The sequence below is a fragment of the Arthrobacter sp. 05T45 genome (assembly GCF_056395875.1).
Genome location: NZ_JBFTKI010000030.1, coordinates 30,956 through 56,386, shown reverse-complemented (window position 1 = coordinate 56,386; position 25,431 = coordinate 30,956). Strand labels below are relative to the sequence as shown.

Sequence of the window (25,431 nt, the reverse complement as noted above, 5' to 3'; positions counted from 1 at the left end):
GAAATCATCAGCCACCCGCGCCCGCCCAAAGGAACCGTCTACATCGGCCTCAACGGCACGGGCAGGCAACCGTCCACGAAGTCCTGAGACATGAACCGTCCACGATCAGTTGAGACATGAAGTGTCAACGATGAGGTGAGACAGCACAAAGTCTGGGAACGGCCATATCTGATAGAGCAACGGGTCAGTTGGCCTCTGGGGCTGCGGCGGGCACCGGGGCCGGCCGGGTGATCAGCCAGGCAATCCAGATGCCGAGGATGTACAGCGGGGCGCCCATGATGAGCCTGGTGGTGGCGAGGGCGGCGAGGCCCTGCTCGCCCATGAAGTAGAGCGGAACCTGCACCACGAGCCGCAGGACCAGCACGGCAACGATCACCCAGGTGCCGATGCTGTACGCCCTGATCCGTTTCGGGTCCTTGCGCCATTCCAGGCCCTCGTTGCGGATGAAGCCGAAGAGCAGGCCGGCGATCGGCCAGCGCACGGCCACAGAGATCGACATTGCCAGGATGTAGCCGACGTTGGTGAAGAACCCCAGGACGTAAAAATTCTCTGCTTTGCCGGTCGAGGTGGCCAGCCAGGCGGAGAGGCCGACGCCGATGAAGCCGGCCAGAGCCTGCGTCAGTGGTTTGCGCTGAACCAGCCGCGCCACGGTGAAGACGGCGGCCACCGCCAGGGAGGCCGTGACGGCCATCGTTAGGTTTTCCCGGTCGATGGTGAAGGCAATCAGGAAGACCAGGCCCGGGAGGATGCTCTCGGCGATGCCCTGGATGCCGCCGGCGCTTTTCAGCACGTCGATGTTGCCGTTGCTCGACCGGTGCAGGCCGGCCTTGGCCGCGTAGTCCCCGGCAAGCTGGGCGACGGTGGGCGCGGCGGTTGTGGGCTGGGCCGTTGTGGGCTCGGAGGTCACGGGGGCGGAAATGTCCCGGCCGCCGTCCGCGGATTCCGCCGGCTCGTGCCGGTCGGTGTCTTGTTGAGGCCGCTCCGGGCGGTCCCGCTCGGGGTGTTCGGGCAAGGTCATTGCTCCTCCTGGCGGGAGAGTATTTCGTAGCGTGGGTTGAAGATCGTGGGCAGCCCGTCGCGGATGGTGACCATGCCCTCGAGCCGGAGCTCAGTTCCGGCGTCGACGCCAGGGATCCGGCGCCGGCCCAGCCATACAACGCGCAGCCGCTCCTTGGGGCCGGCCGGCCGCTGGCGCTGAGCGCCGGGGCGCACCCGGTGGGTGGACACGCCGCTGGCCGGCAGGGTGCTGGCCGGCAGGCTGCTGGCCGTCCCGGCACCGGAGCCGGCTTTGACACCAAATCCCGGGAAACGGCTGACGGGCGCAGGCACGTCGTGATCGATCAGGATCGCAATGAAGGAAGCCACCTGGTTGGCGGGCACGTACGTGACGGACTCGATGAAGCCGTGGCACAGCACCCGCCCGCGGTCCGGCAAGTCCCGGACGGACATGGCGGCGGTGGATTTTTTGCCGGCGGCATCAGCCAATCTGGGTTATCTCCGGTCCGCGTTCGGGCTGTTCGAATTCGGGGGCCGCCTGCGGCGACGGTGCAGCGGCGGTGTCCTTGGGCAGGCGCAGCTGCAGCAGGTCACGCGGCGGCATGGGGTTCTCGCCGCGGACCACGACGATCTTCCGGAAAAGCCCCTCCAGCCCGGCCGCCGCGTCGCGGTCAAGGGCTGCCTCGCCGCCGAAGACTCCGCGGAGGAACCAGCGCGGGCCATCAACGCCGATGAAGCGGGCCACGCGGTAGCCCTGGCTGCCGTCCGCGCCGCCGGCGGGAAGCTTCGCCACGAGTTCGGTGCCGAAGCTGCCCTCGACCTCCTCGACCTGGCCGCCCTGGCTGCCGACCGACTGCCCGATCTGCTCACGGATTTCATCCCACAGGCCCTCGGAACGGGGGGCGGCGAAGGCCTGCAGCTGAAGGCTCGAGCCCTCCAGGTCCATGGTGACGGCGACGACGCGCTGGCTCGCCTCTTCAACCTCCAAGCGGAGCTGGAGTCCCTCGCGGGGCGCGATCAGCAGCGCACCGAGGTCCACGTACCCGTCCTGGTCGTCGATTTCCGAGACGTCGAAGGGCCCCGTCGCGGCCCGGCCGGCGGTCTCGGCAACGTTCCCTGCCGCTGTCGCGGCGGCGTCACCAGCAGCTTCCGTGGCCACAGCGTTCTGGTCCGTATCGGCCCCGGTCGGCTGCTCCTGTTTGGCTTTCCTGCCGCGCCCAAAAACCATGGGGTGTCTCCTTCAGTTGTGATCCTGTACCGCCGCCCGGCGCCGTCCTGGCGCCTGTCCGCGTGGCCGCCCGCTACCCCGCGGCCGGCTCCTTATTCCGTGCATCATTGGCTGCATGTGCTGCAGTGCCTGCGGCACTGCTTAAACGCAGCTGGCTCCCGTGGTGTTGCCGGGGCCTGCGCTCAGGCCGGTCCGCCGAAACCGCCGGTGGAGCCGAAGCCTCCCCCGCCGCGGACGGAGCCGTCGAGCTCCTCGACCGGGAGGAACCTGGCGTACTCCACGCGCTGAATGACCATTTGTGCAATTCTATCGCCGCGGCGGAGCTCAATCGCCTCGTCCCGGTCCGTATTGAGCAGTGTCACCGCGATTTCACCGCGGTAGCCGGCGTCCACGGTCCCCGGGGCGTTCACCACCGTGAGTCCGTGCTTGGTGGCGAGGCCGGACCGGGGGTGGATCAGCGCAACGAATCCATCCGGGAGCGCAATCGAGACGCCTGTCGGGACGAGGCGGCGCTCCCCCGGCGCGAGGACGACGTCCTCGCGGGCGCGAAGGTCAGCGCCCGCGTCGCCCGGGTGCGCGTACGACGGCGGCTCGAGCCCGTCGTCGAGCATTTTCAGCTGTACCGTCAAGGTGGGCGTTCCGTAGGCTGCGTCGCTGGCCGTCGGTGCGGCACTGGCGACGGCGGTGTTTTCTTCAGTCACAGTCCCTCACTCTAACGCCCGCAAGGAACATCGTCCTAGCCGACGCTGGCCTGCCCGGGCACGCCGCCCGCGGGACTGGTGCGCGGTGGATGCGGGTTGATCCTGGTTGTTCCGGGTTGATCCAGGGCTGGAGCCGGGCGGGGCCGAGGTGAAATAGCCCGGGAAAGATGAAAAGCTGTGCTTATGCCCGAATCCAGCGCAGCCGCGCCTGCCCCGAAGAGCGCCCCGCGCGACTCCACTGCCCTTTACTCCGAGAAGCTTTGGCCGAACTTCTGGATCTGGCTGGTCGCGGCGGGGTTCTCCAGCGCCGGGATCCTCATGCTGGCGCCCATCAGCATCTGGGCCGGTATCACCGCAGCGATCGTGCTCTTCGTCATCATCTCCGCGCTGCTGGTCCTGTCCACGCCGTCAATCACGGTCACGAGGACCACCCTGAAGGTGGGCAGGGCCACGATTGAACGCGGATTCCTGGGCAAGGCCACGGCGTTCCGGGGCAAAGAAGCGACGGCGGAGCGGGGCACCCGGCTCAATGGGCTGGCGTTCCTGTGTATCCGCGGCTGGGTGGATCCGGTGGTCCGGATCGAGATCGAGGACCCCTCGGACCGCACACCGTACTGGCTGGCGTCCAGCCGCCACCCGGAGCAACTGATCGCCGCGCTCAACGCTTAGTTCCCGCCGCCCCCTGCACGGCTCTCCCCAACTCCCAGAGGGCACCTCACGTCGCCTCCTCCCCGGTCCCGAAATGCGGGCCCGGGATCGGGGGTCCTGGTCAGGGCTGCCGCGTGCCTAGCCCTCGCAATCCTTGCAGTACTTAAGGCCGTCCTTTTCGCGGGCAATCTGCGAACGGTGGCGGACGAGGAAGCAGGAGGCACACGTGAATTCGTCAGCCTGGGCGGGCAGGACCCGGACCAGCAGTTCCTCCCCGGACAGGTCTGCGCCGGGAAGTTCGTAGCCTTCGGCGAGGTCGGACTCATCTTCATCCACCACGGCGGAAGGCTTCTCCGTACGCCGCGCCTTCAGAGCCTCAATCGAATCCTCGCTGAGGTCTTCTTCGGTCTTACGCGGCGCATCGTAATCAGTCGCCATTATTTGTTGCTCACACTCCGCATTCGTTCGATTGATTCGCCGCTCCTGGGTGGCCCGCCGGGATGGTAACCCTGGGCTCCGGGAACGGTTCACCGTTGTAACGCCGGACATGCGGTTTTTGTGCCCGGTGTCGGGTCATTTTTGCTTAAGCGCCTCCCGAATGCCAGAGCCCACCGGTCTCCTCGCCCCGATCTCTCCCGCAGACCGGCAAAAACAGGCGGAAAGTCGCGTAAAGTCGCGGAAAATCACGGCGCGCCTGCCGTCCTAACCCGAAATGCGTCCGGCTGGTGGCAGAGTTTCGATTGTTAGTAATGCCAGGGTGGAGGATTTGTATGCAGGATCTACGGCTTGTAGGCGTCCACGACGACGGAGAGCATCTCCTGTTGAGTGGCACCGGCGGCGAGATGTTCCAGCTGCCGATCGATGAAGCACTTCGGGTGGCAGCCAGCCGGGCGTCGGCGAAGACCGCGTCCAGCGCGGCCGCACCCCCTATTGCCATGTCACCGCGCGACATCCAGACCAGGATTCGCAACGGGGCCACCGCCGCCGAAGTGGCGGAACTGTCCGGAATTCCGCTGGAGAAAGTCCAGCGCTACGAGGGCCCGGTCCTGGCCGAACGCGAGTACATCGCGCAGCAGGCCCGCAAGGTGGAGGTCGCCTCCCCCGCCCCGGGCCACGACGCCTACCGATCGGTGTTCGGTGAAAACCCGGCGTCCCTCAGCGACATGGTCGAGCACCGGCTCAGGGCCTACGGCGTCGAGCCCTCAACACTGGAGTGGGATTCCTGGCGACGTCCCGACGGCAGCTGGAACGTGGTGGCCCGCTTCGAGCCCAAGCCCGGCGGCCCGGCCGGAATCGGCGAGGAGCCGCCGGCCCTGTGGACCTTCCACCCCGCCCGGAAGACCCTGCAAAACGCCAACCGCTGGGCCCAGCAGCTGAGCGAACTTGAGCCGCTCGAAGGCCCCGTGCCGACCCGGCGCCTTACGGCCGTCTCCGACCGGCCCTTCGACTTTGAAACCGATGCCGAGGCCGCCGCCCGCACAGCGACCGGCCAGCACAGCATTATTCACCAGATGCTGCTCCAGCAGGACAGGATCCACCAGGAACAAGACGCCGACGGGCTGCTGGACATGCTGCGTTCCCGCCGCGGCCAGCGAATCGGCGTGGACGAGGACGCGGACGACGCCCTTGCCACGCTCCTGACCACCGGCGTCCCCGCTGCCCACCCCCGTCCCTCGGAGGTCCCGGAAACACCCGGGCTTCCGGCAACTGTGGAACCGGATGCCATCCCCGAAACGGCTGCGGAGAACGATCCCGCCCCGGCCGAGACCAATCCAGCCCTCATCAACCCCGGTCTGCCGGACGTTCCTGCAGTGGAGGCGGCCGCCCCGTCGGAAACCGACCCCTTCACGCGACGGCGCGACGGCAGGCCCTCGATGCTCTCGCGGCTGAGCCTCGCACCGCGCCTCCCGGAGGAGGACGATGCCCTGAAACTGCACGACGGCGTCAGCACCGAGACCCGGGAAGTCACCATCGCGGCCTCGCAACTGCGCCCGGCCCCTAAGAGCGGCCCGACGGCGAGCCCGGGCCTGGATGAATTGATCGGCGGCGGAACGTCCCGGCGGCAGCACCGCGAGTCCCACGCCGCTGCCCGGAACGAAGCCGGAACGGACCAGCCCGAGCGCCAGCCGGCCAAGCCGAAGCGCTCCAGCGTTCCGAGCTGGGACGAAATCGTCTTCGGAACCCGCAACGACCAATAAAAGCCGGGTGCGCGTTTCCGGCAGGGATTTCAGTCCCGAATTTCAGTCCCGAATTTCAGGCAGGAAATTCAGGCAGGAATTTCCGTCCCGATTTTCAGTCCCGAATTTCAGGCTGGGAACGTCAGCCGCGGGGCGCTTTTTTACCGTCGGCCTGGAAATAGAGCAGCGGGACTTCACGCTCAGCTTTCGTCAGGGAACCGTGCTGGCCCACGACCTCAAGGGCAGTGGGCCGGACCCTGCGTGTATCGTAAAGCGCCAGCGCGTCCCGGGCCGCGATCATGACGTCGCCAATCCGCAAGGCGGCCTCGGCCCTCACGTCGCCGAACAGGCCGCCCGCGATCGCTTCCTCACGGGTGAAGGCCCATATTCTGTCCCCGAAACGGGACCGCCAGTTGGCCAGCAGGCGGCCGCGGGCGGCGTCGTCCGTCCTATCCTCCAGGTAGAGGTGGACCATGCGCGGCTCTCCGGCGGTGTGCCGCACCCCGGCGAGCAGCGCCGGCTCCGCGGAGTAGTCGATCCGCTGCGATTCGGGCACGTCCACCATTCCGTGGTCCGCCGTCAGCAGCACCGTGGTGCCGGCCGGCAGGGTGGCGTTGAGCCGGCGCACCGTGGCATCAAGTTCTTCCAGCTGGTGCTCCCACTGGGCTGACTGGCAGCCGTGGCGGTGCCCGGCCTTGTCGAGCTCATTGACATAGAAGTACATCAGCGAGGGACCGGCGCCAGCCATGGCCTCGGCGGCCGCTTCGGTCCGGGCGTGCGACGTGATTCCGGTGAGGAAGCGGCCTCCGCGGAGCGCGGCCTCGGTCATGGCAGAGGTGCTGAACTGCGGCAGGCTGACCGTCGTCACATCGACGTGTTCCGCGGCCCGTTCAAAAACGGTGGGGAACGGCTGCCACGTCCGCGGGTCCACGCCGGCGTCCCAGTTGCCCAGCATGTTCACTACCCGGTCCTGATCCGGATCCAGGACGTCGTAGCCCACCATGCCGTGCTGGCCCGCCGACAGTCCGGTGCCGAAGCTGGCGAGGGATGCCGCGGTGGTGGACGGGAACGCCGAGTCCAGCGACACGGGCACCTGGCCCTGGCCGGCCTGCTGGACCGCACGCAGGAACGGGGTGTGGGCGCTCTTCTGCTTCAACAGGTTCCGGCCCAGCCCGTCGGCCAGCACCACACACACGCGTTTGGCGGCCGGAAGGTTCAGTTTGTTCTCAAACCCCGGGACTCCCAGGCTGGCGGCGGCGCTGGTGAGCACCTCGGCGATGGAACGATGTCCGAACGCCGGGGCGGGCGGGAGCGGGGACGGACCAGCACCGGCGGCCAGCGGAACGGCCGCGGCGCCGGCGGCCAGGGAGGGAGCCAATACCGGGACTGGCAGCTGATCTTCGGCGGGCTCAGGCTGACGGAAATGGGCCATGTCAGCGCTGGTGGCCGCGGCTGAGGCGGTTTCCGAACACGCCCATCCGCGGTCGGGGCGGCAGCCCGGGCCCGTTGTGCGGGACCGGCGCCGCGGAGCCGGTGTTCACAGCGCGGAGGGCGCGGGCGAAGAGCTTAGCGTCTTGTACGGCCTGCAGGCCGTCCGCTTCGGCGCTGATGCGCAGGACGATGTCTTCCTGGGCAATGGTGCCGCTGTAGCCGTGATCGGCCTCGCACTGCGGGTCCCCGCAGCTGGCCGGACCCATGTCGAGACGCTGGCCGCCGGACCATGCAATGGACAACGTCAGCTCGCGGACAGGGTCGGAAGGCTTGTAGTCCTGCGGCTGGGCGTAGACATAGCTCAAGACGACGGAGCGGATCTGGGTGACGGGAACGGACTCGGTGGACACCTGGGCGACGGTCTGCTCGCCGGCCTCGTCGAGCTGCTGGTCGTCGACATGGGTGATGACCAACATGTCGTCGGTCAACACCAGGACTGTGATGTGGCGGCGGACCTCGGCCCGGTCGAAGTGTGTCTCGAGATGTACGAGGTGGGCCACGCAATCGCGGCCATCCAGGGCATCGGCGACGACGTCGGCCACGAGCCGGGGGTAGAAACCGGCCTGCTGGAGGGCCCCTTCCAGGCTCTGGCCCTGCGCACTGTGGTCATGAAGGCCGTGGTGGTGCGCGGTCTGGCGTGCGGGGGCGGTCGCCAGGGGCTTGGGTGCTGGAGGCTGGGTGCTCATAGTCTCCATTTTCACAGATCAGCATGGGACTTGCTAACTGCCGGGCCCTGGAGGCGGGCTGCAGCCGGGGAGGTTAGACCCTAACTGCGCATCGCCCGGCGTGCACTGTCGGTCCGCTGGGCGGCGTTCGCGATCCTGACATCGGCGGCCAGGATCGAGGCACCATCGGGCCCGGCGAGGACGGGATTGAAATGCACCAGCGCGATCTCCGGGTGGTTGTCCTTCAGCCTGGTGAGGCGGGCGGCGAGGTCCTCGAGTGCCGCGACGTCGACGGCGGGCAGGCCCTGGTAGCCGAAAAGCTTCCGCGACGCCCGGGGCGCCCGGATGAAGTCGTGGACGTCGGAGCCGGAGAGCGGCGGCACGCGGTGGGCCCAGTCGTCGAGCAGGTTCACGGCGTCTCCGGCCAGGCCGAAGGAGATCACCGGCCCCAGCAGCGGGTCTTCGATGGCGCGGAAAGTGCAGGCCTGCCCCACCGGTACCATGGTCTGCACTTCCAGGGACGGCGAGCCGTACCGCTCGAGCGACTTGCGCATCTCCAGCACGTTGCGCCGCAACGAATCGGCGTCCTGGATGTCCAGCCGCACACCTCCCAGGTCCAGCCGGTGCCGCAGTGCCGGGTCCGTGGTCTTCAAGGCCACAGGCCAGCCGAGCTGCCCGGCCGCGGCCACGGCCTCCTCCGCCGTCTCGAACCCGACGGACGGGACCAGCCGGATGCCGTAGTGGCCCAGCAGCCGGGCGGCCGTGTCCTGGTCCAGCCGGACGAGCTGCTCGCCGCCCACATCGCGCAGCAGCAGCTCCAGGTCCACCCGGGCGGCCTCCGGGTGGCACCCTTCGGGCTCCACGAACAGTCCCTGGTCCCGGTCCAGCCATTGGGCGTAGCGCACGACGGCGGCAAGGGCCGCGACCGCCGCACCCGGGTTGGAGTAGCACGGGACCGGCGGAGCGGGCGCGGGCTGGTGCGGCTGTTCAGGTTCGGCGCCGACCATTCCCTCCACATAGATGGAGGGATCAAGGATTCCGCTAAAGGCGGCAACCACCGGCTTGCCGGCCGCCGCGGAGCATTCGGCCAGCACTCCGGCGATCTTTTCGACGGTGAGACCGTGCGCCGGCAGCAGCGCGACCACCGCGGCGTACACCCTGTCCGCGGTCAGGGTTTCCTGCAGGCTCCGGCTCAGGGCCGGCAGCGCCCGGGACATGCCCGCGTCCAGGTCCACGTCTGTCACGATCCGTTCCACGCCGAGCCCCTGGCGGGCGGCACTGTCTGCTACCACCTTGCCAAGGGCGCGCGAGTTGCTGAAGACGGCGATTCCGGGGCCCCCGGGCAGCGGCTGGCTCGAGACGATCTGGGCGACGTCCATGAGCTCTTCGATGGTCTCGACCCGGATCACCCCGGCCTGCCGCATCATGGCATCCAGCGCTTCCGAGGGAGCCTGGGTGGTGCGGACGGAGTGCCCGGGCGGCAGATTCAGGCCCATGGCGTCGGACTTGGCCACAATCACCGGCTTGGTGCGGGCCAGCCGGCGGGCCAGCCGGGAGAACTTGCGCGGGTTGCCGATCGATTCCAGGTACAGGCCCACCGCCGTGGTGTCGGCGGCGTCTTCCCAGTACTGCATCATGTCGTTGCCGGAGACGTCGGCGCGGTTGCCGGCCGAGAGGAAGGTCGAGATGCCAACCCGGCGCCGGCTGGAGGCCGCGTAGAGCGAGACGCCGATCGCGGCCGACTGGCTGAACAGCCCCAACCCGCCGCGACGGGCCAGGGCCGGTGCCATCGAGGCGTTGAGGGACACGGCCGGGTTGGTGTTGACGATGCCCAGGGACGCCGGGCCGATCACGCGCATGCCGTTTTCTCGAGCCTGCCGCACCAGTTCGCGCTGGCGCGCCAGGCCGCGTTCGCCGTCGTCCGCGTACCCCGCGGTGGCCACCACGATTCCCTTGACCCCGGCGGCCGCGCATTCCTGGACCACCTTGGGGACCTCGTCGTACGGGACCGCGATGATGGCGAGCGTAACCGGGCCGGGAACCTCGGAGAGCCGGGCGAAGGAGAGCATGCCGGCCAGTTCCAGGGCCTCCGGGTTGATCGCATAGACCGGGCCGCTGAAGCCGCCTTCGATCACGTGCTCGAGCAGCTGGTAGCCCACGGTGCCCCATTTGCGGCTGGCTCCGATCACGGCCACGGACGCCGGAGCGAGCAGTTCCTGGATGCTGCGGGCCTCGGCGCGGTGCTCGCGGGATTCCATCACGGCGCGGGATTTGTCGGTGGGGTCGATGTTGAACTCGAGGCTGACCACGCCGTCGTCGAAGTGGCGTTTGACGTCGTAGCCGGCGTCGGAGAAGACCATGAGCATCTTGCGGTTCTCCGGAAGCACCTCGGCGCTGAACTTGCGGATCCCGTTCTCGCGGGCCGCGGCGGCGAGGTGTTCGAGCAGGATCGAGCCGATGCCGCGGCCCTGATGGGCGTCGGCGATGTTGAAGGCGACCTCGGCCTCGGCCGGGTCATCGAGCCGGTCGTAACGGCCGATGCCCAGGATTTCGCCGCCGATGGTGATCACCAGGGCCACCCGGTCCTTGTAGTCCACCTCGGTGAAGCGCTTGAGTTCCTTGCTGGAAAGCTTGGACTTGAAGGCGAAGAAGCGCATGTAGATGGACTTCTGGGACTGGCCCACGTGGAAGGCCTGGACCGCATCTGCATCGGAGGGGTGGATGGGGCGCACATGCGCCGTGCCGCCGTCGCGCAGGACAACATCGGCTTCCCAATATTCCGGATATACGCCGTCCGCCGGCTGATCCACCATAGGCTTAGCCTAGTCATAAACTTACGCAGTACCCGTTCAGCACCCCTCAGAAGGATCCACCAGCCTTATGGCACGCCGCCAAACCACGCCCCCGGCAGGGGAACCCAGCCACGATTCCGCAGGAAAATTCGTCGAGAACATCGTCGATATCGATGTCACGTCCGAGATGGAAGGCTCATTCCTCGAATACGCCTATTCGGTGATCTATTCGCGGGCCCTTCCCGACGCCCGCGACGGCCTGAAGCCCGTCCAGCGGCGGATCCTCTACATGATGTCCGACATGGGGCTGCGCCCGGACCGCGGCCACGTCAAGAGCGCCCGCGTGGTGGGCGAGGTCATGGGCAAGCTGCACCCGCACGGTGACGCCGCGATCTACGACGCCATGGTGCGGATGGCCCAGGACTTTTCCCTGCGGCTGCCGCTGATCGACGGACACGGTAACTTTGGCTCGCTCGACGACGGCCCGGCGGCCCCCCGCTACACGGAAGCCCGGCTGGCGGCCGCGGCCCTGACCCTCACCGACCACCTCGACGAGGACGTCGTCGATTTCGTTCCCAACTACGACAACCAGCTGACCCAGCCGGACGTGCTGCCGGCCGCGTTCCCCAACCTGCTGGTCAACGGCGCGACGGGCATCGCCGTCGGCATGGCCACCAATATGGCCCCGCACAACCTGGTGGAGGTCATCGCCGCGGCCCGGCACCTGATCGACAACCCGGACGCCACGCTCGAGGACATCATGAGGTTCGTCCCCGGCCCGGACCTGCCCACCGGTGGCCGGATTGTGGGCCTGGACGGCATCCGCGACGCCTATGCCACCGGCCGCGGATCCTTCAAGACCCGGGCAAAGGTGGACATCGAGCAGCTCTCGGCCCGCCGCACCGGCCTGGTGGTCACGGAACTGCCTTACATGGTGGGCCCCGAGAAGGTGATCGAGAAGATCAAGGATGCCGTCAACGCCAAGAAGCTCACCGGCATCAGCGACGTCGTGGACCTCACCGACCGCAAGCACGGCCTGCGCCTGGTCATTGAGCTCAAGAACGGCTTCAATCCCACTGCCGTGCTCCAGCAGCTCTACCGCTACACCCCGATGGAAGACTCCTTCGGCATCAACAATGTGACGCTCGTCGACGGCCAGCCGCAGACCCTCGGGCTGCTCCAGCTGCTCTCGGTCTACGTGGACCACCGGATCAATGTGGTCCGGCGCCGCACCGCCTTCCGGCTGGGCAAGAAGAAGGACCGCCTGCACCTGGTCGAGGGCCTCCTGGTCGCGATCGTGGACATTGACGAGGTCATCCAGATCATCCGGTCCTCCGACGAGGTGGCCGAGGCCCGTACCCGGCTGATGTCCATCTACGATCTCTCCGAGATCCAGGCCAACTTCATCCTGGAACTGCGGCTGCGGCAGCTGACCAAATATTCGCGGGTCGAGCTGGAGAAGGAGCAAGAGGAGCTCCGCCGGGAGATCGCGGAGCTTGAAGCGATCCTGGGCTCCCCCGCGCTGCTCCGTGCCCTGGTGTCCGACGAACTCGGCGAGATCGCGGAAAAGTACGGCACACCGCGCCGGACCGTCCTGCTGGAATCCGAGGCCGTCTCCCCCACCGTCGCCGCGGCACTGGGCGCAGCCGCCGGGGCCAAGGGCAAGGCCGCACCGCTGGCCCTTGAGATCGCGGACGATCCTTGCTGGGCCATCCTCACCGTGTCCGGGCAGATTGCCCGCACCGCCAACCAGGACAGCCTGGCCGAGGCTGGACCGCGAACCCGGCATGACGTCTTCTCCTCCGTGGTCAAAACCACCGCCCGCGGCGAGATCGCCGCCGTGACCTCGCAGGGCCGCATGCTGCGCCTGCAGGTCATGGACATGCCTGTGCTGCCGCCAACCTCGGGTACCCCCAACATGGCCGGCGGGGTAGCGGCCAAGGATTTCATCACTTTGCTCAAGGGGGAATCGCTGGTGGCTTTCGCGCCGCTGGACCAGGTTCTGGCAATCGGAACCGCCCAGGGCGTGGTCAAACGTGTGCAGCCGGACTATCCGCTGAACCGCGAAGACTGGGAAGCGATCGCGCTCAAGGACAAGGACACCGTGGTGGGCGTTGCCCCCGCCGGGTCCGACGACGACGACCTCGTCTTCATCACGCGCCAGGCCCAACTGCTGCGCTTCAGTGCCTCCGCCGTCCGCCCGCAGGGCCGGACCGCCGGCGGCATGGCCGGGATCAAGCTGGCCGCCGGGGACCGGGTGATGTTCTTCGGGACCGCCAGCCCCGCTGACGCCGCCGCCGTCGTCGTGACCATCGCGGGGACGGAAGGCGCGCTGCCGGGCACAGCCCCCGGGGCCGCGAAGGTCACCGCCCTGGCCGAGTACCCGGTCAAGGGCCGGGCGACTGCCGGGGTGCGGGCACACCGTTTCCTCAAGGGCGAGGACACGCTGCTGCTCGGCTGGGCTGGGCACGGTCCGGCCAAGGCGTCCTCCCTGGCAGGTGTGGCGCGCTCACTCCCCGGCGAGCATGGCCGCCGCGACGGCTCCGGCATTCCGCTGTCCCAGGCGATCGACGCCATTGGACCCAGCATGGCGTGGTCAGAGGACCCGGAAGCCGGCAACGACACGTAGGACCGCGGACGAACGAAACCCGGCCGGCGGCGCTGTCGCGCTCCGGCCGGGATTCGTGATCCGGCGTTGCCTCCGGCGATCTCAGTCCCGGAAGCCTTGCCCGCATCCTGTGGGCCGGCGCTAGGGCATGTGGTTGAGGCTCAGGATGTTGCCCTCCGTGTCCAGGAACCACGCGGCCGAGCTTCCGTCCGGAGTGGTGGCGATGCCGTCCTCCGTTTTTAGGCCCGGGAAGTCGTATTCCTCGAAGACGACTCCCTTGGCCCGGAGTTCCGCAACGGCACCCGGAAGGTCATCGACCACCCAGCCGATCTGCGTGTTCTTGGCCGTTCCGGCATTGGGCGTCTGGTACAGGAGGAACCCGGTACCGCCGCCGCACTTGTACTGCAGGTTGTCCTCGGCATCCGCGTTCTCGGGTTCGAGTCCGAGCTTATCGCGGTAAAAATCCCGTGCACGGGCGATGTCCGCTGCCGGTAGCACTGCGCCGACTTGCTTGTCCTTGAGCATGGCTATTCTCTTTCCAGGCCCGCCCCCCGGAAGGAATGATACTCCTCCACATCCCCCACGTACCTGAGAAACCGCGACGCCGATTTCCTTGGCCGGCGGGGCACGGCCGGGCATGCGCGCACTCGATATCCGTGAGTGCGTGTAGCTCGAGGCTCCCGGGGCGGGGAGGCCTTCGGACTCTACCGGGCAGCCGGGGTCGGCCAAAGAATCGGAATAGCAATGGTCTGAGGCGAAAGGGCACCGGTCTTGATGTGGGGCTACGGCATGAATATGGCCTGGATGTGGATGTGGGGCATACTGCTGCTCATCGGCATAGCGCTGCTGGTACTGGTCGCCGTGCGCATGTTTGCCGGAGGCGGCAGTCACAGCGGGATGCAGGGACCGCAGGGGCCCTACCCACGCAGGAGCCGGGCCCGGCAGATCCTCGATGAACGCTTTGCCCGGGGTGAACTGACGGCGGAGCAATACCGCGAGCAGCTAAAGGTTCTCGGCGAGGACCAATAGTGCTCCCAATGAGCCGCCGGAACGCGCTCCTGCTGGGCGGCGTCGGCACGGCAGCCATAGCCGCCGGCGGAGCCGGGCTCTGGTGGACGGTCAGTTCCCGGTTCGCGTCCGTCGCGGGCGGAGACTTCACCGAGCCGAAGCAGCTGCGCAGCAGCAACGGACAGTTGCAGGTCCGGCTCGAAGCGTCCGCTGGCTCAGTGCAGCTCGGCGGCCAGCAGGCCTCGGCGCTTGGCTACAACGGCGGAATCCCCGGCCCAACCCTGCGTTTGAGGGGTGGGGACGTGTTCGCCGTCGAGCTGGTCAACAGCATGGACGTCCCGACAAACCTGCACGTCCACGGACTCCACGTTTCACCCCAGGGCAACGGAGACAACGTTTTCAACGTCGTCGAGCCCGGCCACTCGTTCCGCTACGAGTACCGGCTCCCTGCGGACCACCCGCCCGGCGTGTACTGGTACCACCCCCACCATCACGGCATGGTCGCCGATCAGATTTTCGCCGGCCTGTTCGGTGCGATCATCGTCGAGGACGCACAGCCCGTGGACGTCAGCCGCGAGCGGGTGATGGTCGTCTCTGACATCACCCTGGACGGCTCCGGAACCGTCGCCGGCCCCTCGCCCATGGACCGAATGCTCGGCCGGGAAGGTGAACTTGTCCTGGTCAACGGCCAAAGCAACCCGAAACTTTCCGCCCGGCCGGGCGAGCGTGAGCGGTGGCGGATCGTGAACACCTGCGTGGCCCGCTACCTGCAGCTGCGCCTGGACGGGCAGCAGATGCAGCTCCTCGGCATGGATTCCGGCCGCTTCCCCGAACCCCGGAACGTGGACGAGGTGCTGCTGGCGCCGGGCAACCGTGCAGATGTCCTGGTCACAGCTGTCGAGGGTGACGCCACTCTCGCTGCCGTCTACTACAACCGTGGCAGCATGGCCGGCATGATGGGACCGGCAGGGCCAGCCCCCAACGGCGCCCAGGGCACAGGGGATCTCGTGCTGGCGACCCTCTCGGTCTCCGGCGCCCCGCCCTCTCCTCCTCCGGCGGTGCCGGCCCGGCCCGCAGCGGCAGACCTGAGGACCGCGGCCGTTGCCGCTCGCCGGCAGCTGACCTTCGCCGTCGGCGGTATGGGGATGGGGATGGGAATGACTTTCACCATCAACGGCCGTGAATTCAACGCAAGCCGGACGGACACCACCGTGGCCGCGCAGACGGTGGAGGAGTGGACCCTGATCAATCCCAGCCCGATGGACCATCCTTTCCACCTGCACGTCTGGCCGATGCAGATCATCGAAGAACAGAGCCAGGCGCCGGGCCAGCCCGTCTGGCGTGACGTCGTCAACATACCCGCCAACGGACAGGTGCGGGTCCGGATCCACTTCAAGGATTTCACCGGCCGCTCCGTGTACCACTGCCACATCCTGGACCACGAGGACCAAGGAATGATGGGCGTCATCGAAGTCCGCTAGCCCAGCGGGAGCAAGTATCCCGACGACGGCCCGGCCAATGCGCAGCCTGTAGCCTTAACCTGGCTACCGTCCAACACTGCCAACCGGAGGGAGAATGCCATGGCCGCAGCTTTCATGAGCCATGCCGCAACCGCCCTTCGCCGCGGATTCCTGCTAGTGGGCCTGCTGGCCGTCATGGCTGGATTCCTCGGGATGCACATCATGACCGGAATGCATGGCGCTCACGCCATGACCGCGGTGACATCCTCCGCGGAAACCGCGGGGTCGTCTTCCCGGCCGGAGACCGGCCTCGCACCTCATCCGGCCGCCCATGCCCTGCAAGAGCGCACCATGGGCCGTGACTCCTTGGCTCCGCGCCCTGCGACCCCAGCCGGTCCCGACCTGACGGCCGACAGCCGGGCCGCTGCCCCAGCGGCTTCGTGCGTATGCCAATCGAACTGCGCCGACGCTGCGTCAATGCACTCGGCCTGTGTGCCCTCGGCGGCAATGACGTCCCTGGCCGCGCCCCCGCCTGGCACGGCACCGGCCTCAATGCACAACCCGGACACGCACAGCGACGCCGCCGTCAGGGCCTACTTCTATCGCCCCGCAAGTCCTTCGCCGGGCGATCTGTCCATCAGCCGGACGTAAGACGGGATCGCGCCGTGTCGTGCCCGGCGTCCCTACTTACCCGACACGCTCCATCCCGTTCTTCCAGCGGCGCAGGCGTGTCATCCGCAGGCGTGCCACAACGCCGATTGATGATTGAAGGACTTGACCCCATGAAGAAAACCCTGACCATCTCTGCCACAATTTCTGCCTTCGGCATTTCCGCCGCCATCGCCCTTGCCGGCTGCGCCGGCACCTCCGGAAGCACACCCACTAACACCATGCCGGGCATGGTCAGCGGCGGCATGGGCATGGCATCCAGCTCAGCCCCCGCAACCGCAGGCCACAACGCGGCAGACACCATGTTCACCCAAGGGATGATTCCGCACCACGCCCAGGCCGTGGAAATGAGCGACATGATGCTCAGGAAACAGGGCATGGACGCGCGGATCACCGCACTCGCCACCAAGATCAAGGCCGCACAGGCACCCGAAATCGCGCAGATGACGGGCTGGCTCAAGACCTGGAACGAACCCACCCAGATGGCGTCCGGCCATGGCATGGGCGACGGGATGATGGGCGACGGCGACCTCAAGACGCTCGACGCCGCCCAGGGCAACGACGCGGCCAAGCTGTTCCTGGCCCAGATGATCGCCCACCACGAGGGCGCGGTGATGATGGCCAAGACTGAAAGCAGCCAAGGCAAGAACTCGGACGCCATCAGCCTCAGCAAGGCAATCGTGACCGCCCAGGAAGCTGAAATCCAAGAGATGAAGGACCTGCTGGCCAGCCTCTAGCAGCGTCCCGGCCCCGGTCCGTCTTCGGACCGGGGCCGTCAACTGGGCGGCCACGGCCGACGTCGTCAAAGCATCGGCCGACGGCGGTGCTGCTTTGGCCTCGTACCTGGGTGCCGCACCGGCTGCAGCGACGGGTCGGGATGCCCGGCGGAACAAATGCACCTACACTGCTGGAATGCCTATCATTCCGGATTCCAAGGACTGGACTTGGGTCCTGTCGCGGCCCTGCCCCGAGTGCGGTTTCGATGCCTCCGCCGCGACCCCGGCCACGGCGCCGGGGATCGTCATCAGCATGCTCCCGCGGTGGCGTGCAGCCCTCCGACGTCCGGACGCGACGGAACGGCCCAACGAGGCAGCGTGGTCCGTCCTCGAGTATGGCTGCCACGTCCGGGACGTCTTCACGCTTTTCGATCACCGCCTGTCCCTCATGTTGTCCGAGGACGATGCCCGGTTCGATGACTGGGACCAGGACAAGACGGCAATCGAGCAGGACTACGCCAACGCCGATCCAGCCCAGGTCGGCGTCGAGTTGACGGCCGAGGGCGAGCAGATTGCAGCGTCCTTCGCACGGGTAACGGAGGAGGATTGGGTCCGCTTGGGGACCCGGAGCAACGGCTCAGTGTTCACTGTCCTGACCTTCGCGCAGTATTTCCTGCACGACGTCGTCCACCATCTCCACGACGTGGACGGCTAACGCGAAGAACCAGCGCGCGGACGGCCGGCGGGCAGGCGCAGGTCTGCGGTTCCCCGAGGCGGCCCCTACGGCGCTGCCGGCTGAAGCTCCTTGTCCCACGCCATGCTCCGGTTGACGGCCACATAGCCCATCTTGATGTAGAGCGCGAGGGCCCCGGTCGGGTTCTCCGAGTCGACATCCAGCGAGGCCACGTCCATGCCCGCGGCCGCGAAGCGGCGCATGGCATCGGCCAAAAGCACCTGCGCGATGCCCCGGCCACGGTACTCCCGCCGGACGCCGAGGAGCTCCGTGTAGCCTTCGCGGAAGCCGCGGGTCAGGGCGGCCCCGACGTCGTGGGTGGCCAACTGGTACCCGGCCACCGTGCCGGTAGAACGGTCCAGCACGACGCCGCTCAGGTCCGGCCGGGCCTGCGGATCATTCACCACAAAGCCCCAACCCTCCTGGTCGCGGGGCTCGCTGCCCCAGTGGTCCCGGAATGCCGCGTTGTGCGCCAGCCGCACCGGTTCATGCAACTCCGGACCAAAAGTGACGAGCTCCAGTCCGGGGTCCAGGGAGGATTCAGGCACAGCCTGGTTCAGTGGCCGGTGCATCTCGTTGTAATAGCGGACAACGCCGTAGCCGGAACCGGCAAACAAGGTGGCCTGGTGCTGGTGCTGCTGTTCGGTATGGAGCCGTAGTCTCGGGCGCGGGACGTCCCCGTTCCCCCCGGCATCGCCGGCCGCCAAAGCTGTGCCGGCATCCCCAACAGTTCCGGCCGGCCGTGCGTCCTCGGCAAAGCGGTCCCTGGTCCGCTGTTCCATCCAGCCCAGCAGCGAGGTGCCGATCCCGCTCCCCTGCCACTCGGGGTCAACGCAGCCGGAGCCGTTCGCCTTGTCACCGTCGCGGTTCTTGGTGATCCGGCCGTAAGCCCGGGCAACGCCCTCCGGATCGAAGCCGATGATGGTGTTTGCCGTTGCCGGGTTATTTTTCGACTCCAGGATCTGTTCCAGATCCGCCTGGCGCTCGAACCAGACGGGTTGCTCGACGGCGGCCGTGCGGGCAATCAGCCCGGCCCACGCGTCGAGGTAGCGGCGCTCCGCCGGCCGCCAGGACAGCCGGGGATCGAGTGCGGGCCGGGGGTGGAGCTCGCCGTTGCGGTTCATGGCAACAGGCTAATAGGCGGGTTACCCGCGCGCCAGCACGGCCGCGGCCGCTGGACCCTCGCCCGCGGCGCCCACGGCGGCAGCCGCGGCTGCGGCGTCCAGGTCCAGCCTGGTGTCCGCGGCGTCGATATCGTCCGGGTTGTGGGTGACCAGGACAACGGTCCGGTCGCGCAGCCCGTCGCGCAATTCGGCGAGCATGAGCCTGCCTGACTCCGCATCGAGGTGCGCCGTCGGTTCATCGAGCAGGATGACGTCGGCCCCGGTCATGAGCGTGCGCGCAACGGCCAGGCGCGTACGCTCTCCGCCGCTGAGGAAGGCCCCGCCCGGGCCGATCCGGGTGTCCAGGCCGGCCTCAAGCCGGGCCAGCATCGGGCCGAGTCCGACGGCGTCGAGGGAAGCCCGCATCTGCTCGTCCCCGTTGGCCACCACGGCGCCGCCGGGTCCACGCCGCGCACTCTCCGTCCTGGCGGGAGCTGGCTCCGGCCGCGCCAGGAGAAGGTTGCCGCGGATGGTCGAATCGAACAGGTGTGCCTCCTGCGGGCACCAGGCGGCGCGTCCGCTCAGGTACAGGTGGCCGCCGGCCGCCGGCAGGAACCCCAGGACCGTGGCCAGCAGGGTCGACTTGCCGGAGCCGGAGGCGCCGGTGACGGCCAGCCAGCGCCCGGGGCCGGCCTCGGCCGTGAGTCCGCTGAAGACATTTCCGCCGCCAGGCCACGCGGCAGCGAGGTCCACGAGTTCAATCCCTGGCAGGCCGCCGGGCCGCGAAGCCACGGGCACCAGTCCACCCGTTGCGGCACCGCCGTCCGCGTCACTGACCGCCCCCGCCTCCAGGACTCCTGCCGCGCCGATCCGCCGCATCACGGCGCGCAGCGCGGGATACTGCCGCACGGCCGTGGTGATGGCTGCGTAAGGGTCCACCAGGGCCAGCTGCACGAGGACGACGACGGCAACAGTCTCCGGTTCGACCGCGCCGCTCAGGGCGAGCGGGGCGGCCAGCACGGCGCTGGCCAGGGCGGCCCCGGCACAGGCCAGGACGGTCAGGGCCTGGCCGAGACCTTCCGCCCATGCCGACCGTTGTGAGGCTGCCGTCGCGGCCCGGTCCGCCCGGCCAATCGCATTGAGCACGGGGGCGCTGACGCCGTTCGCGTGCAGTTCCGCGCGGGCGTCCAGGGCTGCGGCAACGTGACGGAGCACGCCGGAACGGAGGTTTTGTTCGGTGCCGGCAGACATGCGGTCGGCGGCCAACGCCAGGGCGGGGGCAACGACGATGCTCAGCAGCGCTGCCGCGGCCACGGCAGGCAGCGCAGCGGGAAGCAGCAGTCCGATCCCGGCCACTGCGGCCGCGGCGACAGCGACGGCGGTCACGGGCGGCAGCACGACGCGGGGCAAAAGCTCGCGGACCGTGTCGACGTCGTCCACCACCGTGCCGAGTACGTTGCCGCCCTGCAGGAGCCGGCGCAGGGACAGCGCCCGGCGGCTCAGCGACTCCCAGAGCCGGCCCCGGAGCCGGGTCAAGGCGGCGAACACGGCATCGTGCAGCAGCAACCGCTCGGAGTACCGCAGGCACGCCCGGCCGACGCCGAAAAACCTCACGCCGACGATCGCGGTGAGCAGGTACAGGATGGGCGGCTGTTCACTGGCCCGGATGATGAGCCAGCCGGACAGCCCCGCGAGGGCGACGGCGAACAGGGCCGCCAACGTGCCTACGGCTCCGGCGGCGGCGAACCGGCCCTTGACCGGGGCCAGCAGGCGACGCAACTGGGCAGTGACCGAACCGGACGGGCCGGACGGGCCGGAGCCGATTGAGCTGACCGAACCGGCGGCCGCGGCAGGAGCGGGGCCGGTTTCGGGGCGGCCCGGGGCCGGATCCGGGGTCGGGGTTGGGTCCGGGGTCTGGCTTTGGCCCGGCGCCGCGGCGTCCACGAGGAAGGGCGCCCGGGTGGCCGCCGCCTGCACGCCCGGCTCTCCCCCGGCGGATGCCGGCAGTGGCGGGACGAGGGCCGGAAGTTCACCGCCGTGGTGGCCGCCGGCGCCCGGCGTAACCGCGACGAGAGTGTCGGCAAGGTCCCGGGTGTGCCGGTCGTGCGCAACGAGCAGCACGGTGACCTTTCCCCGGAGCCCGGCGAGGGCCCGATTGACCAGTGTGGCCGATCCCCGGTCCAGATGGGCGGTGGGTTCATCCAGGAGCAGTACGCGGGCGCCGGCCTCGATCCTCGCCAGCCCGCGGGCCAGAGCAACCCGCCTCAGCTCCCCCGGGCTCAGCTCGGCCGGGTGCTTGGCCGCCAGGTGCCCCGCGCCCACGGCTGCCAGGCACCGCTGCGCTGCCGCATCGGCTTCCGCGCCCGCCTCGGTGCCGGCCGTGGCGGCGTCGGCTTCGTCGGCGGGAACGCCGAGATACAGGCGGATCTCGTCCAGCACCGTGGAAGCCAACATGACGGGATGCTGTGGCACCCAGGCGAGATCCGCCGTCGTGAATCCTCCGAGGCGTCCGGACACGGCGGTCCCTGCATCCGTCCCGATGGTCCCGGCGAGGACTCCGAGCACGGTGCTCTTGCCGGCGCCGCTGGCACCGTCGAGTGCCGTGATCTGGCCGGCGGCGGCGGTGAAGCTCAACGGTCCGACGGCGGTGTCCGTGCGTCCGCCGAAGCGGACGATCAGTCCGTCCACGGTGACGGCGGGCGGGCCGGCAGGACCGGAGGCCGGCGTCGGATCCAGGGGCGCAGCTCCGGGGTCCGCGAGGACCGCTGTGGTTTCGGCGAGGGCTGCCCGGCCGTCGTCGCTGGCGTGGTGTGCGGTGCCGAGCTCCCGAAGCGGAAGGTAGCAGTCGGGAGCGAGGATGAGCGCAAGCAGCCCTGCCTCAAGCGCCATGTCGCCGTGGACCAGGCGGACGCCGATGAACACGGCGACGACCGCCACGGAAATCGTCGAGATGAGCTCCAGGGCCAGGGCGGAAAGGAAGGCCGTGCGCAAAGTCCCCATGGTCCGGGAACGATATTCCTCGGACATGTCCTCCAGCGCCTGGCGCTGGGCGGAGGCCCGGCCCAAGCCCACGAGGACGGGCAGGCCTTTGGCGAGCTCGAGCATGTGCCCGGAGAGCCGTGCCAGCGCGGACTGGGCGTCCCTGACACGTTCCTCGGTGTACCGCCCGATCAGGATCATGAACAGCGGCACCAGCGGCACCGTCAGCACGATCACCACGGCGCTGACCCAGTCGGCGAACAGGATGCGGGCGCCCAGCAGCAGCGGAATGGCCGCGCAGTTCACCAGCGCGGGCAGGAACTGGGTGTAGTAGCTATCCAGGGCGTCCAGCCCCCGGGTGGCCAGCACGGCGAGGCCGCCGTCGGCGGGCCCGGCAGACCGCGTGCCGTTCCTGAGCGCCTGCTCCAGCAGTTGGGAGCGCAGCTCCTCCTTCACTCCGAGCGCCGCCCGGCGTGAGGCCACGGACTGGCCCCACACCGTCAGTGAGCGCAGCACCGCCCCCGCGGCGCCCAGAACCAGCTGGTCTGCCCAGGCGGGGTCATGAGCGGCGAGCCCGGCGAGCATCGATGCCACAGCCTGCGCCATGAGCACGAGCGAGAGGGCTTTCAGGGCGGCAAGCAGTCCCAGCAGGTAGAGGGCGGAACGGGTCGAGGGGCCGGCGGGGAACGGTCTCATCTGGGAAGTTAGTCCTTCGGTGCCAGCGCTTTGGCGGCGATCGCGGGAAGGAAGCTGTGCGCCTCCGGGATATGCGCTGCGCTCACCCGGCGCCGGAACACCCAGTACGTCCAGGCCTGGTACGCCAGGACCAGCGGCAGCCCGATGCAGGCCACAATGCTCATCAGGCCCAGGGTGTAGTCCGAGGACGAGGCGTTGGAGACGGTGAGATTGAACGCGGGATCCAGCGTGGACGGCAGGACCACGGGGAAGGCGGCACCGAAGATGGAGGCGCTGCCGAGCAGGAGGAAGGCACCCAGCGACATGAAGGCACGGCCTTCGGCACCCTTGCGGGCGAAATTCCACGCCAGGACTGCGGCGACGACGGCGCCGACCACGGCGGCGATGGTCCAGGCCTCGCCGCTGAGGAGCTGGAGGCTCACCGCCCAGCCGGCCATGGGCAGCAGCAGCACGGGCAGCAGCCGGACGAACCAGGCCCGCGCCCGGTGGCGTACCTCGCCGTCGGTCTTCAGGGCCAGGAACCCGAGACCGTGCAGGAGGGAAAAACCGACGACGGCGAGCCCGCCGAGCACGGCGTAGCCGCTGAACCAGGCAAACGGGCCGCCCTCTCGGTCGCCGTTGGCGTTCAGCGGCAGTCCCGTGGTGGTCAGGGCCAGTGCGGCGCCGACGCCGAAGGCCGCGACGAACGACCCTGCCGAGATGGCCCAGTCCCAGCGGGCGCGCCACCGGGGGTTGTCCACCTTGCCGCGGTATTCGAAGGCGACCGCCCGGAAAATGAGCGCCACGAGGACCAGCAGGAGTGGCAGGTACAGGGCGGAGAACAGCGAGGCGTACCAGAGCGGGAACGCCGCGAAGGTGGCGCCGCCGGCGGTCAGGAGCCAGACTTCGTTGCCGTCCCAGACCGGGCCGATCGTGTTGATCAGGACGCGGCGTTCCGTGTTGTTCCGGGCGAATCCCTTCATCAGCATGCCGACGCCGAGGTCGAAGCCCTCGAGGAAGAGATAGCCCGTCCACAGCACCGCGATGGCAACGAACCAGATGGTGGGTAGCAGTTCCATGCTGAGAATCCTCTGCGTATTTTTCGTGTGGGTTGCTGGGTGGTGGGTTGCCGGGCGGGCGCCTAGTAGGCGAACGCCAGGACGTCGTCGTCGGGTTTGCCGGGACCGCCCTGGGGGGTGTTGTCCTCGTTTTCGTCAACGGGGGCGTGGACAAGTTCCGGCATGGCCGAGGCCACGCCGCCGCGGATGTACTTGACCAGGAGCTTGACCTCCACCACCAGCAGCACAGCATAGATGGAGGTCAGGACCACGAGGGAGGTCAGGATCTCTCCGGCCGAGACTCCCGGTGAGACGGCCGCGGCGGTGAACATGAAGACCTGGTCGATGCCGCTGGGGTCCGGGTTGGGGGCGACGACGAACGGCTGGCGGCCCATCTCGGTAAAGATCCAGCCCGCCGCGTTGGCACCAAACGGTGCGAGGATCCCGAACACCGCCAGGCGCATGAGGCCGCGGGAGGCCGGCACGGTTCCCTTGCGGGTTGCCCACAGTGCCAGGAGGGCGGCGAGGGCGGCCACGCCGCCGAAGCCGATCATCATCCGGAAGCCCCAGTAGGTGACTTCCATGACGGGCACGTACTGGATTTGCTGTCCGGCGCGGTCCCCGTAGATGGGGTTGTCCGGCAGGGTGGTGCCGTACTTGGCCTGGTACTCGCCCAGCAGGCTGTTGACGCCCTTGACCTCCGTGGTGAAGTCGCCCTTGGCCAGGAAGGACAGGATGCCGGGGACCTCGATCACGGCCACGATGTCATCGCAGTTCTTGGCGCCGAGGTTGCCGACGCTGAGGACCGAGAAGCCGGTGCCATCATGGCAGGCCGCCTCGGCGGCGGCCATCTTCATGGGCTGCTGCTCGAACATGAGCTTGCCCTGCAGATCTCCGGTGACGGCGGTGCCCGCGAAGGAAATCATGGCGACGACGGCGCCGATCCTCAGCGAGCGGATCCAGACGGTGTGGTCACTGCGGTCCCGGCCGAGGATGCCGGCGGCTTCGCCGGGGATCACCTTGCCGTCGGCCCCGATGGTGTCGATGCCGTCGTGGCGGCGGCGCCACAGGTGGTACCAGGCAATGCCGAGCAGGAACCCGCCGGCGACGGCCAGGGCGCCGAAGAGAGTGTGGGGCACGGCGACCAGGGCCGTGTTGTTGGTGAAGACGGCCCACGCGTCGGTCATGACGGGCCGGCCGTTGACCATTTCGACGCCGACGGGGTGTTGCATCCAGCTGTTGGCCACGATGATGAAGTAGGCCGAGAAGACGGAACCAATGACGGCGATCCAGAGGCAGGCCAGGTGGACGGCGGGCTTGAGCTGTTTCCAGCCGAAGATCCACAGGCCCAGGAAGGTTGACTCGACGAAGAACGCCAAAAGCGCTTCCAGGGCCAGCGGGGCGCCAAAGACGTCACCGACAAAGCGGCTGTACTCGCTCCAGGCCATGCCGAACTGGAACTCCTGCACGATGCCGGTGGCCACGCCCATGATGAAGTTGATCAGGAAGAGCTTGCCCCAGAACTTGGTCATGCGCAGATATTCCGGCTTGCCGGTGCGGTACCAGAGCGTCTGGATCACAGCCACCACCAGCCCGAGGCCGATCGTGAGCGGCACCATCATGAAGTGGTAGACCGTGGTGATTCCGAATTGCCAGCGTGCGATTTCCAAGGCGTCCAAGGCAGTCCCTACTTTTGGCTAGGTCCGAGCAACTTCTACGTGGCG

Annotated in this window: 20 protein-coding genes; 7 read left to right on the top strand and 13 right to left on the bottom strand. The window is 68.4% G+C overall.

Features of this window, described 5'->3' with window-relative positions:
• Nucleotides 1–184: 184 nt before the first annotated feature.
• From AC1DGD_RS19960 to dut, 4 genes are all read right to left on the bottom strand, one after another.
• Nucleotides 185–1,018: a DUF3159 domain-containing protein gene (locus AC1DGD_RS19960; protein ID WP_476850471.1), complete on the bottom strand. Its 834-nt coding sequence runs from the start codon at nucleotides 1,016–1,018 to the stop codon at nucleotides 185–187.
• Nucleotides 1,015–1,485 carry a hypothetical protein gene (locus tag AC1DGD_RS19955; protein ID WP_476850470.1) on the bottom strand — a complete coding sequence of 157 codons (471 nt, stop codon included), beginning with the start codon at nucleotides 1,483–1,485 and terminating at the stop codon, nucleotides 1,015–1,017. The genes AC1DGD_RS19960 and AC1DGD_RS19955 overlap by 4 nt, the downstream gene beginning before the upstream one ends.
• Entirely contained in the window at nucleotides 1,478–2,224 is a 747-nt protein-coding gene (locus tag AC1DGD_RS19950; RefSeq protein ID WP_476857976.1) for a DUF3710 domain-containing protein, read from the bottom strand. The genes AC1DGD_RS19955 and AC1DGD_RS19950 overlap by 8 nt, the downstream gene beginning before the upstream one ends.
• 182 nt (nucleotides 2,225–2,406) lie before the next feature.
• On the bottom strand, nucleotides 2,407–2,925 hold the full coding sequence (dut, locus tag AC1DGD_RS19945; RefSeq protein ID WP_230010969.1) for a dUTP diphosphatase: 519 nt from the start codon (nucleotides 2,923–2,925) through the stop codon (nucleotides 2,407–2,409).
• 183 nt (nucleotides 2,926–3,108) lie between these two features.
• On the opposite strand from dut, the gene AC1DGD_RS19940 reads away from it, so the two are divergent.
• Nucleotides 3,109–3,594: a DUF3093 domain-containing protein gene (locus tag AC1DGD_RS19940; RefSeq protein WP_476857975.1), complete on the top strand. Its 486-nt coding sequence runs from the start codon at nucleotides 3,109–3,111 to the stop codon at nucleotides 3,592–3,594.
• Nucleotides 3,595–3,711: 117 nt separating this feature from the next.
• Here the strand turns inward: AC1DGD_RS19940 and AC1DGD_RS19935 are convergent, their stop codons facing one another.
• Nucleotides 3,712–4,011, bottom strand: a complete 300-nt coding sequence (locus AC1DGD_RS19935; protein WP_018772415.1) for a DUF4193 domain-containing protein — start codon at nucleotides 4,009–4,011, stop codon at nucleotides 3,712–3,714.
• Nucleotides 4,012–4,343: 332 nt separating this feature from the next.
• On the opposite strand from AC1DGD_RS19935, the gene sepH reads away from it, so the two are divergent.
• Nucleotides 4,344–5,771, top strand: coding sequence for a septation protein SepH (gene sepH, locus AC1DGD_RS19930; protein ID WP_476857974.1), 1,428 nt, complete (start codon nucleotides 4,344–4,346; stop codon nucleotides 5,769–5,771).
• A 121-nt stretch (nucleotides 5,772–5,892) separates the two neighbouring features.
• Here the strand turns inward: sepH and AC1DGD_RS19925 are convergent, their stop codons facing one another.
• From AC1DGD_RS19925 to AC1DGD_RS19915, 3 genes are all read right to left on the bottom strand, one after another.
• Nucleotides 5,893–7,182, bottom strand: a complete 1,290-nt coding sequence (locus tag AC1DGD_RS19925; protein WP_476857973.1) for an alkaline phosphatase family protein — start codon at nucleotides 7,180–7,182, stop codon at nucleotides 5,893–5,895.
• 1 nt (nucleotide 7,183) lies between these two features.
• Nucleotides 7,184–7,927, bottom strand: a complete 744-nt coding sequence (locus AC1DGD_RS19920; protein ID WP_223917079.1) for a DUF5998 family protein — start codon at nucleotides 7,925–7,927, stop codon at nucleotides 7,184–7,186.
• Between the two features lie 80 nt (nucleotides 7,928–8,007).
• Entirely contained in the window at nucleotides 8,008–10,719 is a 2,712-nt protein-coding gene (locus AC1DGD_RS19915) for a bifunctional acetate--CoA ligase family protein/GNAT family N-acetyltransferase (RefSeq protein ID WP_476857972.1), read from the bottom strand.
• 67 nt (nucleotides 10,720–10,786) lie between these two features.
• Between AC1DGD_RS19915 and AC1DGD_RS19910 the strand changes: the two genes are divergently transcribed.
• Entirely contained in the window at nucleotides 10,787–13,327 is a 2,541-nt protein-coding gene (locus AC1DGD_RS19910) for a DNA gyrase/topoisomerase IV subunit A (RefSeq protein ID WP_476850465.1), read from the top strand.
• Between the two features lie 120 nt (nucleotides 13,328–13,447).
• Here AC1DGD_RS19910 and AC1DGD_RS19905 read toward each other — a convergent pair whose 3' ends face one another.
• A complete protein-coding gene (locus AC1DGD_RS19905; RefSeq protein ID WP_223917085.1) occupies nucleotides 13,448–13,831 on the bottom strand; it encodes a VOC family protein in 384 nt (127 codons plus the stop codon).
• Between the two features lie 246 nt (nucleotides 13,832–14,077).
• On the opposite strand from AC1DGD_RS19905, the gene AC1DGD_RS19900 reads away from it, so the two are divergent.
• The 4 genes from AC1DGD_RS19900 to AC1DGD_RS19885 all read left to right on the top strand — a co-directional run bounded on the left by AC1DGD_RS19900 (nucleotide 14,078) and on the right by AC1DGD_RS19885 (nucleotide 17,874).
• On the top strand, nucleotides 14,078–14,335 hold the full coding sequence (locus tag AC1DGD_RS19900; protein ID WP_476850464.1) for an SHOCT domain-containing protein: 258 nt from the start codon (nucleotides 14,078–14,080) through the stop codon (nucleotides 14,333–14,335).
• Between the two features lie 8 nt (nucleotides 14,336–14,343).
• The gene (locus tag AC1DGD_RS19895; RefSeq protein ID WP_476857971.1) at nucleotides 14,344–15,795 is read left to right on the top strand and encodes a multicopper oxidase family protein; all 1,452 of its coding nucleotides are present in this window, start codon (nucleotides 14,344–14,346) and stop codon (nucleotides 15,793–15,795) included.
• A 761-nt stretch (nucleotides 15,796–16,556) separates the two neighbouring features.
• The gene (locus AC1DGD_RS19890; RefSeq protein ID WP_476857970.1) at nucleotides 16,557–17,180 is read left to right on the top strand and encodes a DUF305 domain-containing protein; all 624 of its coding nucleotides are present in this window, start codon (nucleotides 16,557–16,559) and stop codon (nucleotides 17,178–17,180) included.
• Nucleotides 17,181–17,355: 175 nt separating this feature from the next.
• Nucleotides 17,356–17,874, top strand: coding sequence for a DinB family protein (locus AC1DGD_RS19885; RefSeq protein ID WP_476850461.1), 519 nt, complete (start codon nucleotides 17,356–17,358; stop codon nucleotides 17,872–17,874).
• 65 nt (nucleotides 17,875–17,939) lie between these two features.
• Here AC1DGD_RS19885 and AC1DGD_RS19880 read toward each other — a convergent pair whose 3' ends face one another.
• The 4 genes from AC1DGD_RS19880 to AC1DGD_RS19865 all read right to left on the bottom strand — a co-directional run bounded on the left by AC1DGD_RS19880 (nucleotide 17,940) and on the right by AC1DGD_RS19865 (nucleotide 25,386).
• Nucleotides 17,940–19,016, bottom strand: coding sequence for a GNAT family N-acetyltransferase (locus AC1DGD_RS19880; RefSeq protein WP_476857969.1), 1,077 nt, complete (start codon nucleotides 19,014–19,016; stop codon nucleotides 17,940–17,942).
• A 21-nt stretch (nucleotides 19,017–19,037) separates the two neighbouring features.
• Nucleotides 19,038–22,670, bottom strand: a complete 3,633-nt coding sequence (gene cydD, locus AC1DGD_RS19875) for a thiol reductant ABC exporter subunit CydD (RefSeq protein ID WP_476857968.1) — start codon at nucleotides 22,668–22,670, stop codon at nucleotides 19,038–19,040.
• A gap of 8 nt (nucleotides 22,671–22,678) precedes the next feature.
• Nucleotides 22,679–23,728 (bottom strand): cytochrome d ubiquinol oxidase subunit II, encoded by a 1,050-nt coding sequence (gene cydB, locus AC1DGD_RS19870; RefSeq protein WP_476857967.1) that lies wholly within the window; start codon nucleotides 23,726–23,728, stop codon nucleotides 22,679–22,681.
• A 62-nt stretch (nucleotides 23,729–23,790) separates the two neighbouring features.
• Nucleotides 23,791–25,386 carry a cytochrome ubiquinol oxidase subunit I gene (locus AC1DGD_RS19865; protein ID WP_476857966.1) on the bottom strand — a complete coding sequence of 532 codons (1,596 nt, stop codon included), beginning with the start codon at nucleotides 25,384–25,386 and terminating at the stop codon, nucleotides 23,791–23,793.
• Nucleotides 25,387–25,431 lie beyond the last annotated feature (45 nt).

Bases quoted from the DNA above. Each gene is read 5' to 3' on its own strand.
- AC1DGD_RS19960 (WP_476850471.1), bottom strand. From the start codon at position 1,018: ATGACCTTGCCCGAACACCCCGAGCGGGACCGCCCGGAGCGGCCTCAA.
- AC1DGD_RS19950 (WP_476857976.1), bottom strand. From the start codon at position 2,224: ATGGTTTTTGGGCGCGGCAGGAAAGCCAAACAGGAGCAGCCGACCGGG.
- AC1DGD_RS19940 (WP_476857975.1), top strand. From the start codon at position 3,109: ATGCCCGAATCCAGCGCAGCCGCGCCTGCCCCGAAGAGCGCCCCGCGC.
- AC1DGD_RS19935 (WP_018772415.1), bottom strand. From the start codon at position 4,011: ATGGCGACTGATTACGATGCGCCGCGTAAGACCGAAGAAGACCTCAGC.
- sepH (WP_476857974.1), top strand. From the start codon at position 4,344: ATGCAGGATCTACGGCTTGTAGGCGTCCACGACGACGGAGAGCATCTC.
- AC1DGD_RS19925 (WP_476857973.1), bottom strand. From the start codon at position 7,182: ATGGCCCATTTCCGTCAGCCTGAGCCCGCCGAAGATCAGCTGCCAGTC.
- AC1DGD_RS19920 (WP_223917079.1), bottom strand. From the start codon at position 7,927: ATGAGCACCCAGCCTCCAGCACCCAAGCCCCTGGCGACCGCCCCCGCA.
- AC1DGD_RS19915 (WP_476857972.1), bottom strand. From the start codon at position 10,719: ATGGTGGATCAGCCGGCGGACGGCGTATATCCGGAATATTGGGAAGCC.
- AC1DGD_RS19910 (WP_476850465.1), top strand. From the start codon at position 10,787: ATGGCACGCCGCCAAACCACGCCCCCGGCAGGGGAACCCAGCCACGAT.
- AC1DGD_RS19905 (WP_223917085.1), bottom strand. From the start codon at position 13,831: ATGCTCAAGGACAAGCAAGTCGGCGCAGTGCTACCGGCAGCGGACATC.
- AC1DGD_RS19895 (WP_476857971.1), top strand. From the start codon at position 14,344: ATGAGCCGCCGGAACGCGCTCCTGCTGGGCGGCGTCGGCACGGCAGCC.
- AC1DGD_RS19890 (WP_476857970.1), top strand. From the start codon at position 16,557: ATGAAGAAAACCCTGACCATCTCTGCCACAATTTCTGCCTTCGGCATT.
- AC1DGD_RS19885 (WP_476850461.1), top strand. From the start codon at position 17,356: ATGCCTATCATTCCGGATTCCAAGGACTGGACTTGGGTCCTGTCGCGG.
- AC1DGD_RS19880 (WP_476857969.1), bottom strand. From the start codon at position 19,016: ATGAACCGCAACGGCGAGCTCCACCCCCGGCCCGCACTCGATCCCCGG.
- cydD (WP_476857968.1), bottom strand. From the start codon at position 22,670: ATGAGACCGTTCCCCGCCGGCCCCTCGACCCGTTCCGCCCTCTACCTG.
- cydB (WP_476857967.1), bottom strand. From the start codon at position 23,728: ATGGAACTGCTACCCACCATCTGGTTCGTTGCCATCGCGGTGCTGTGG.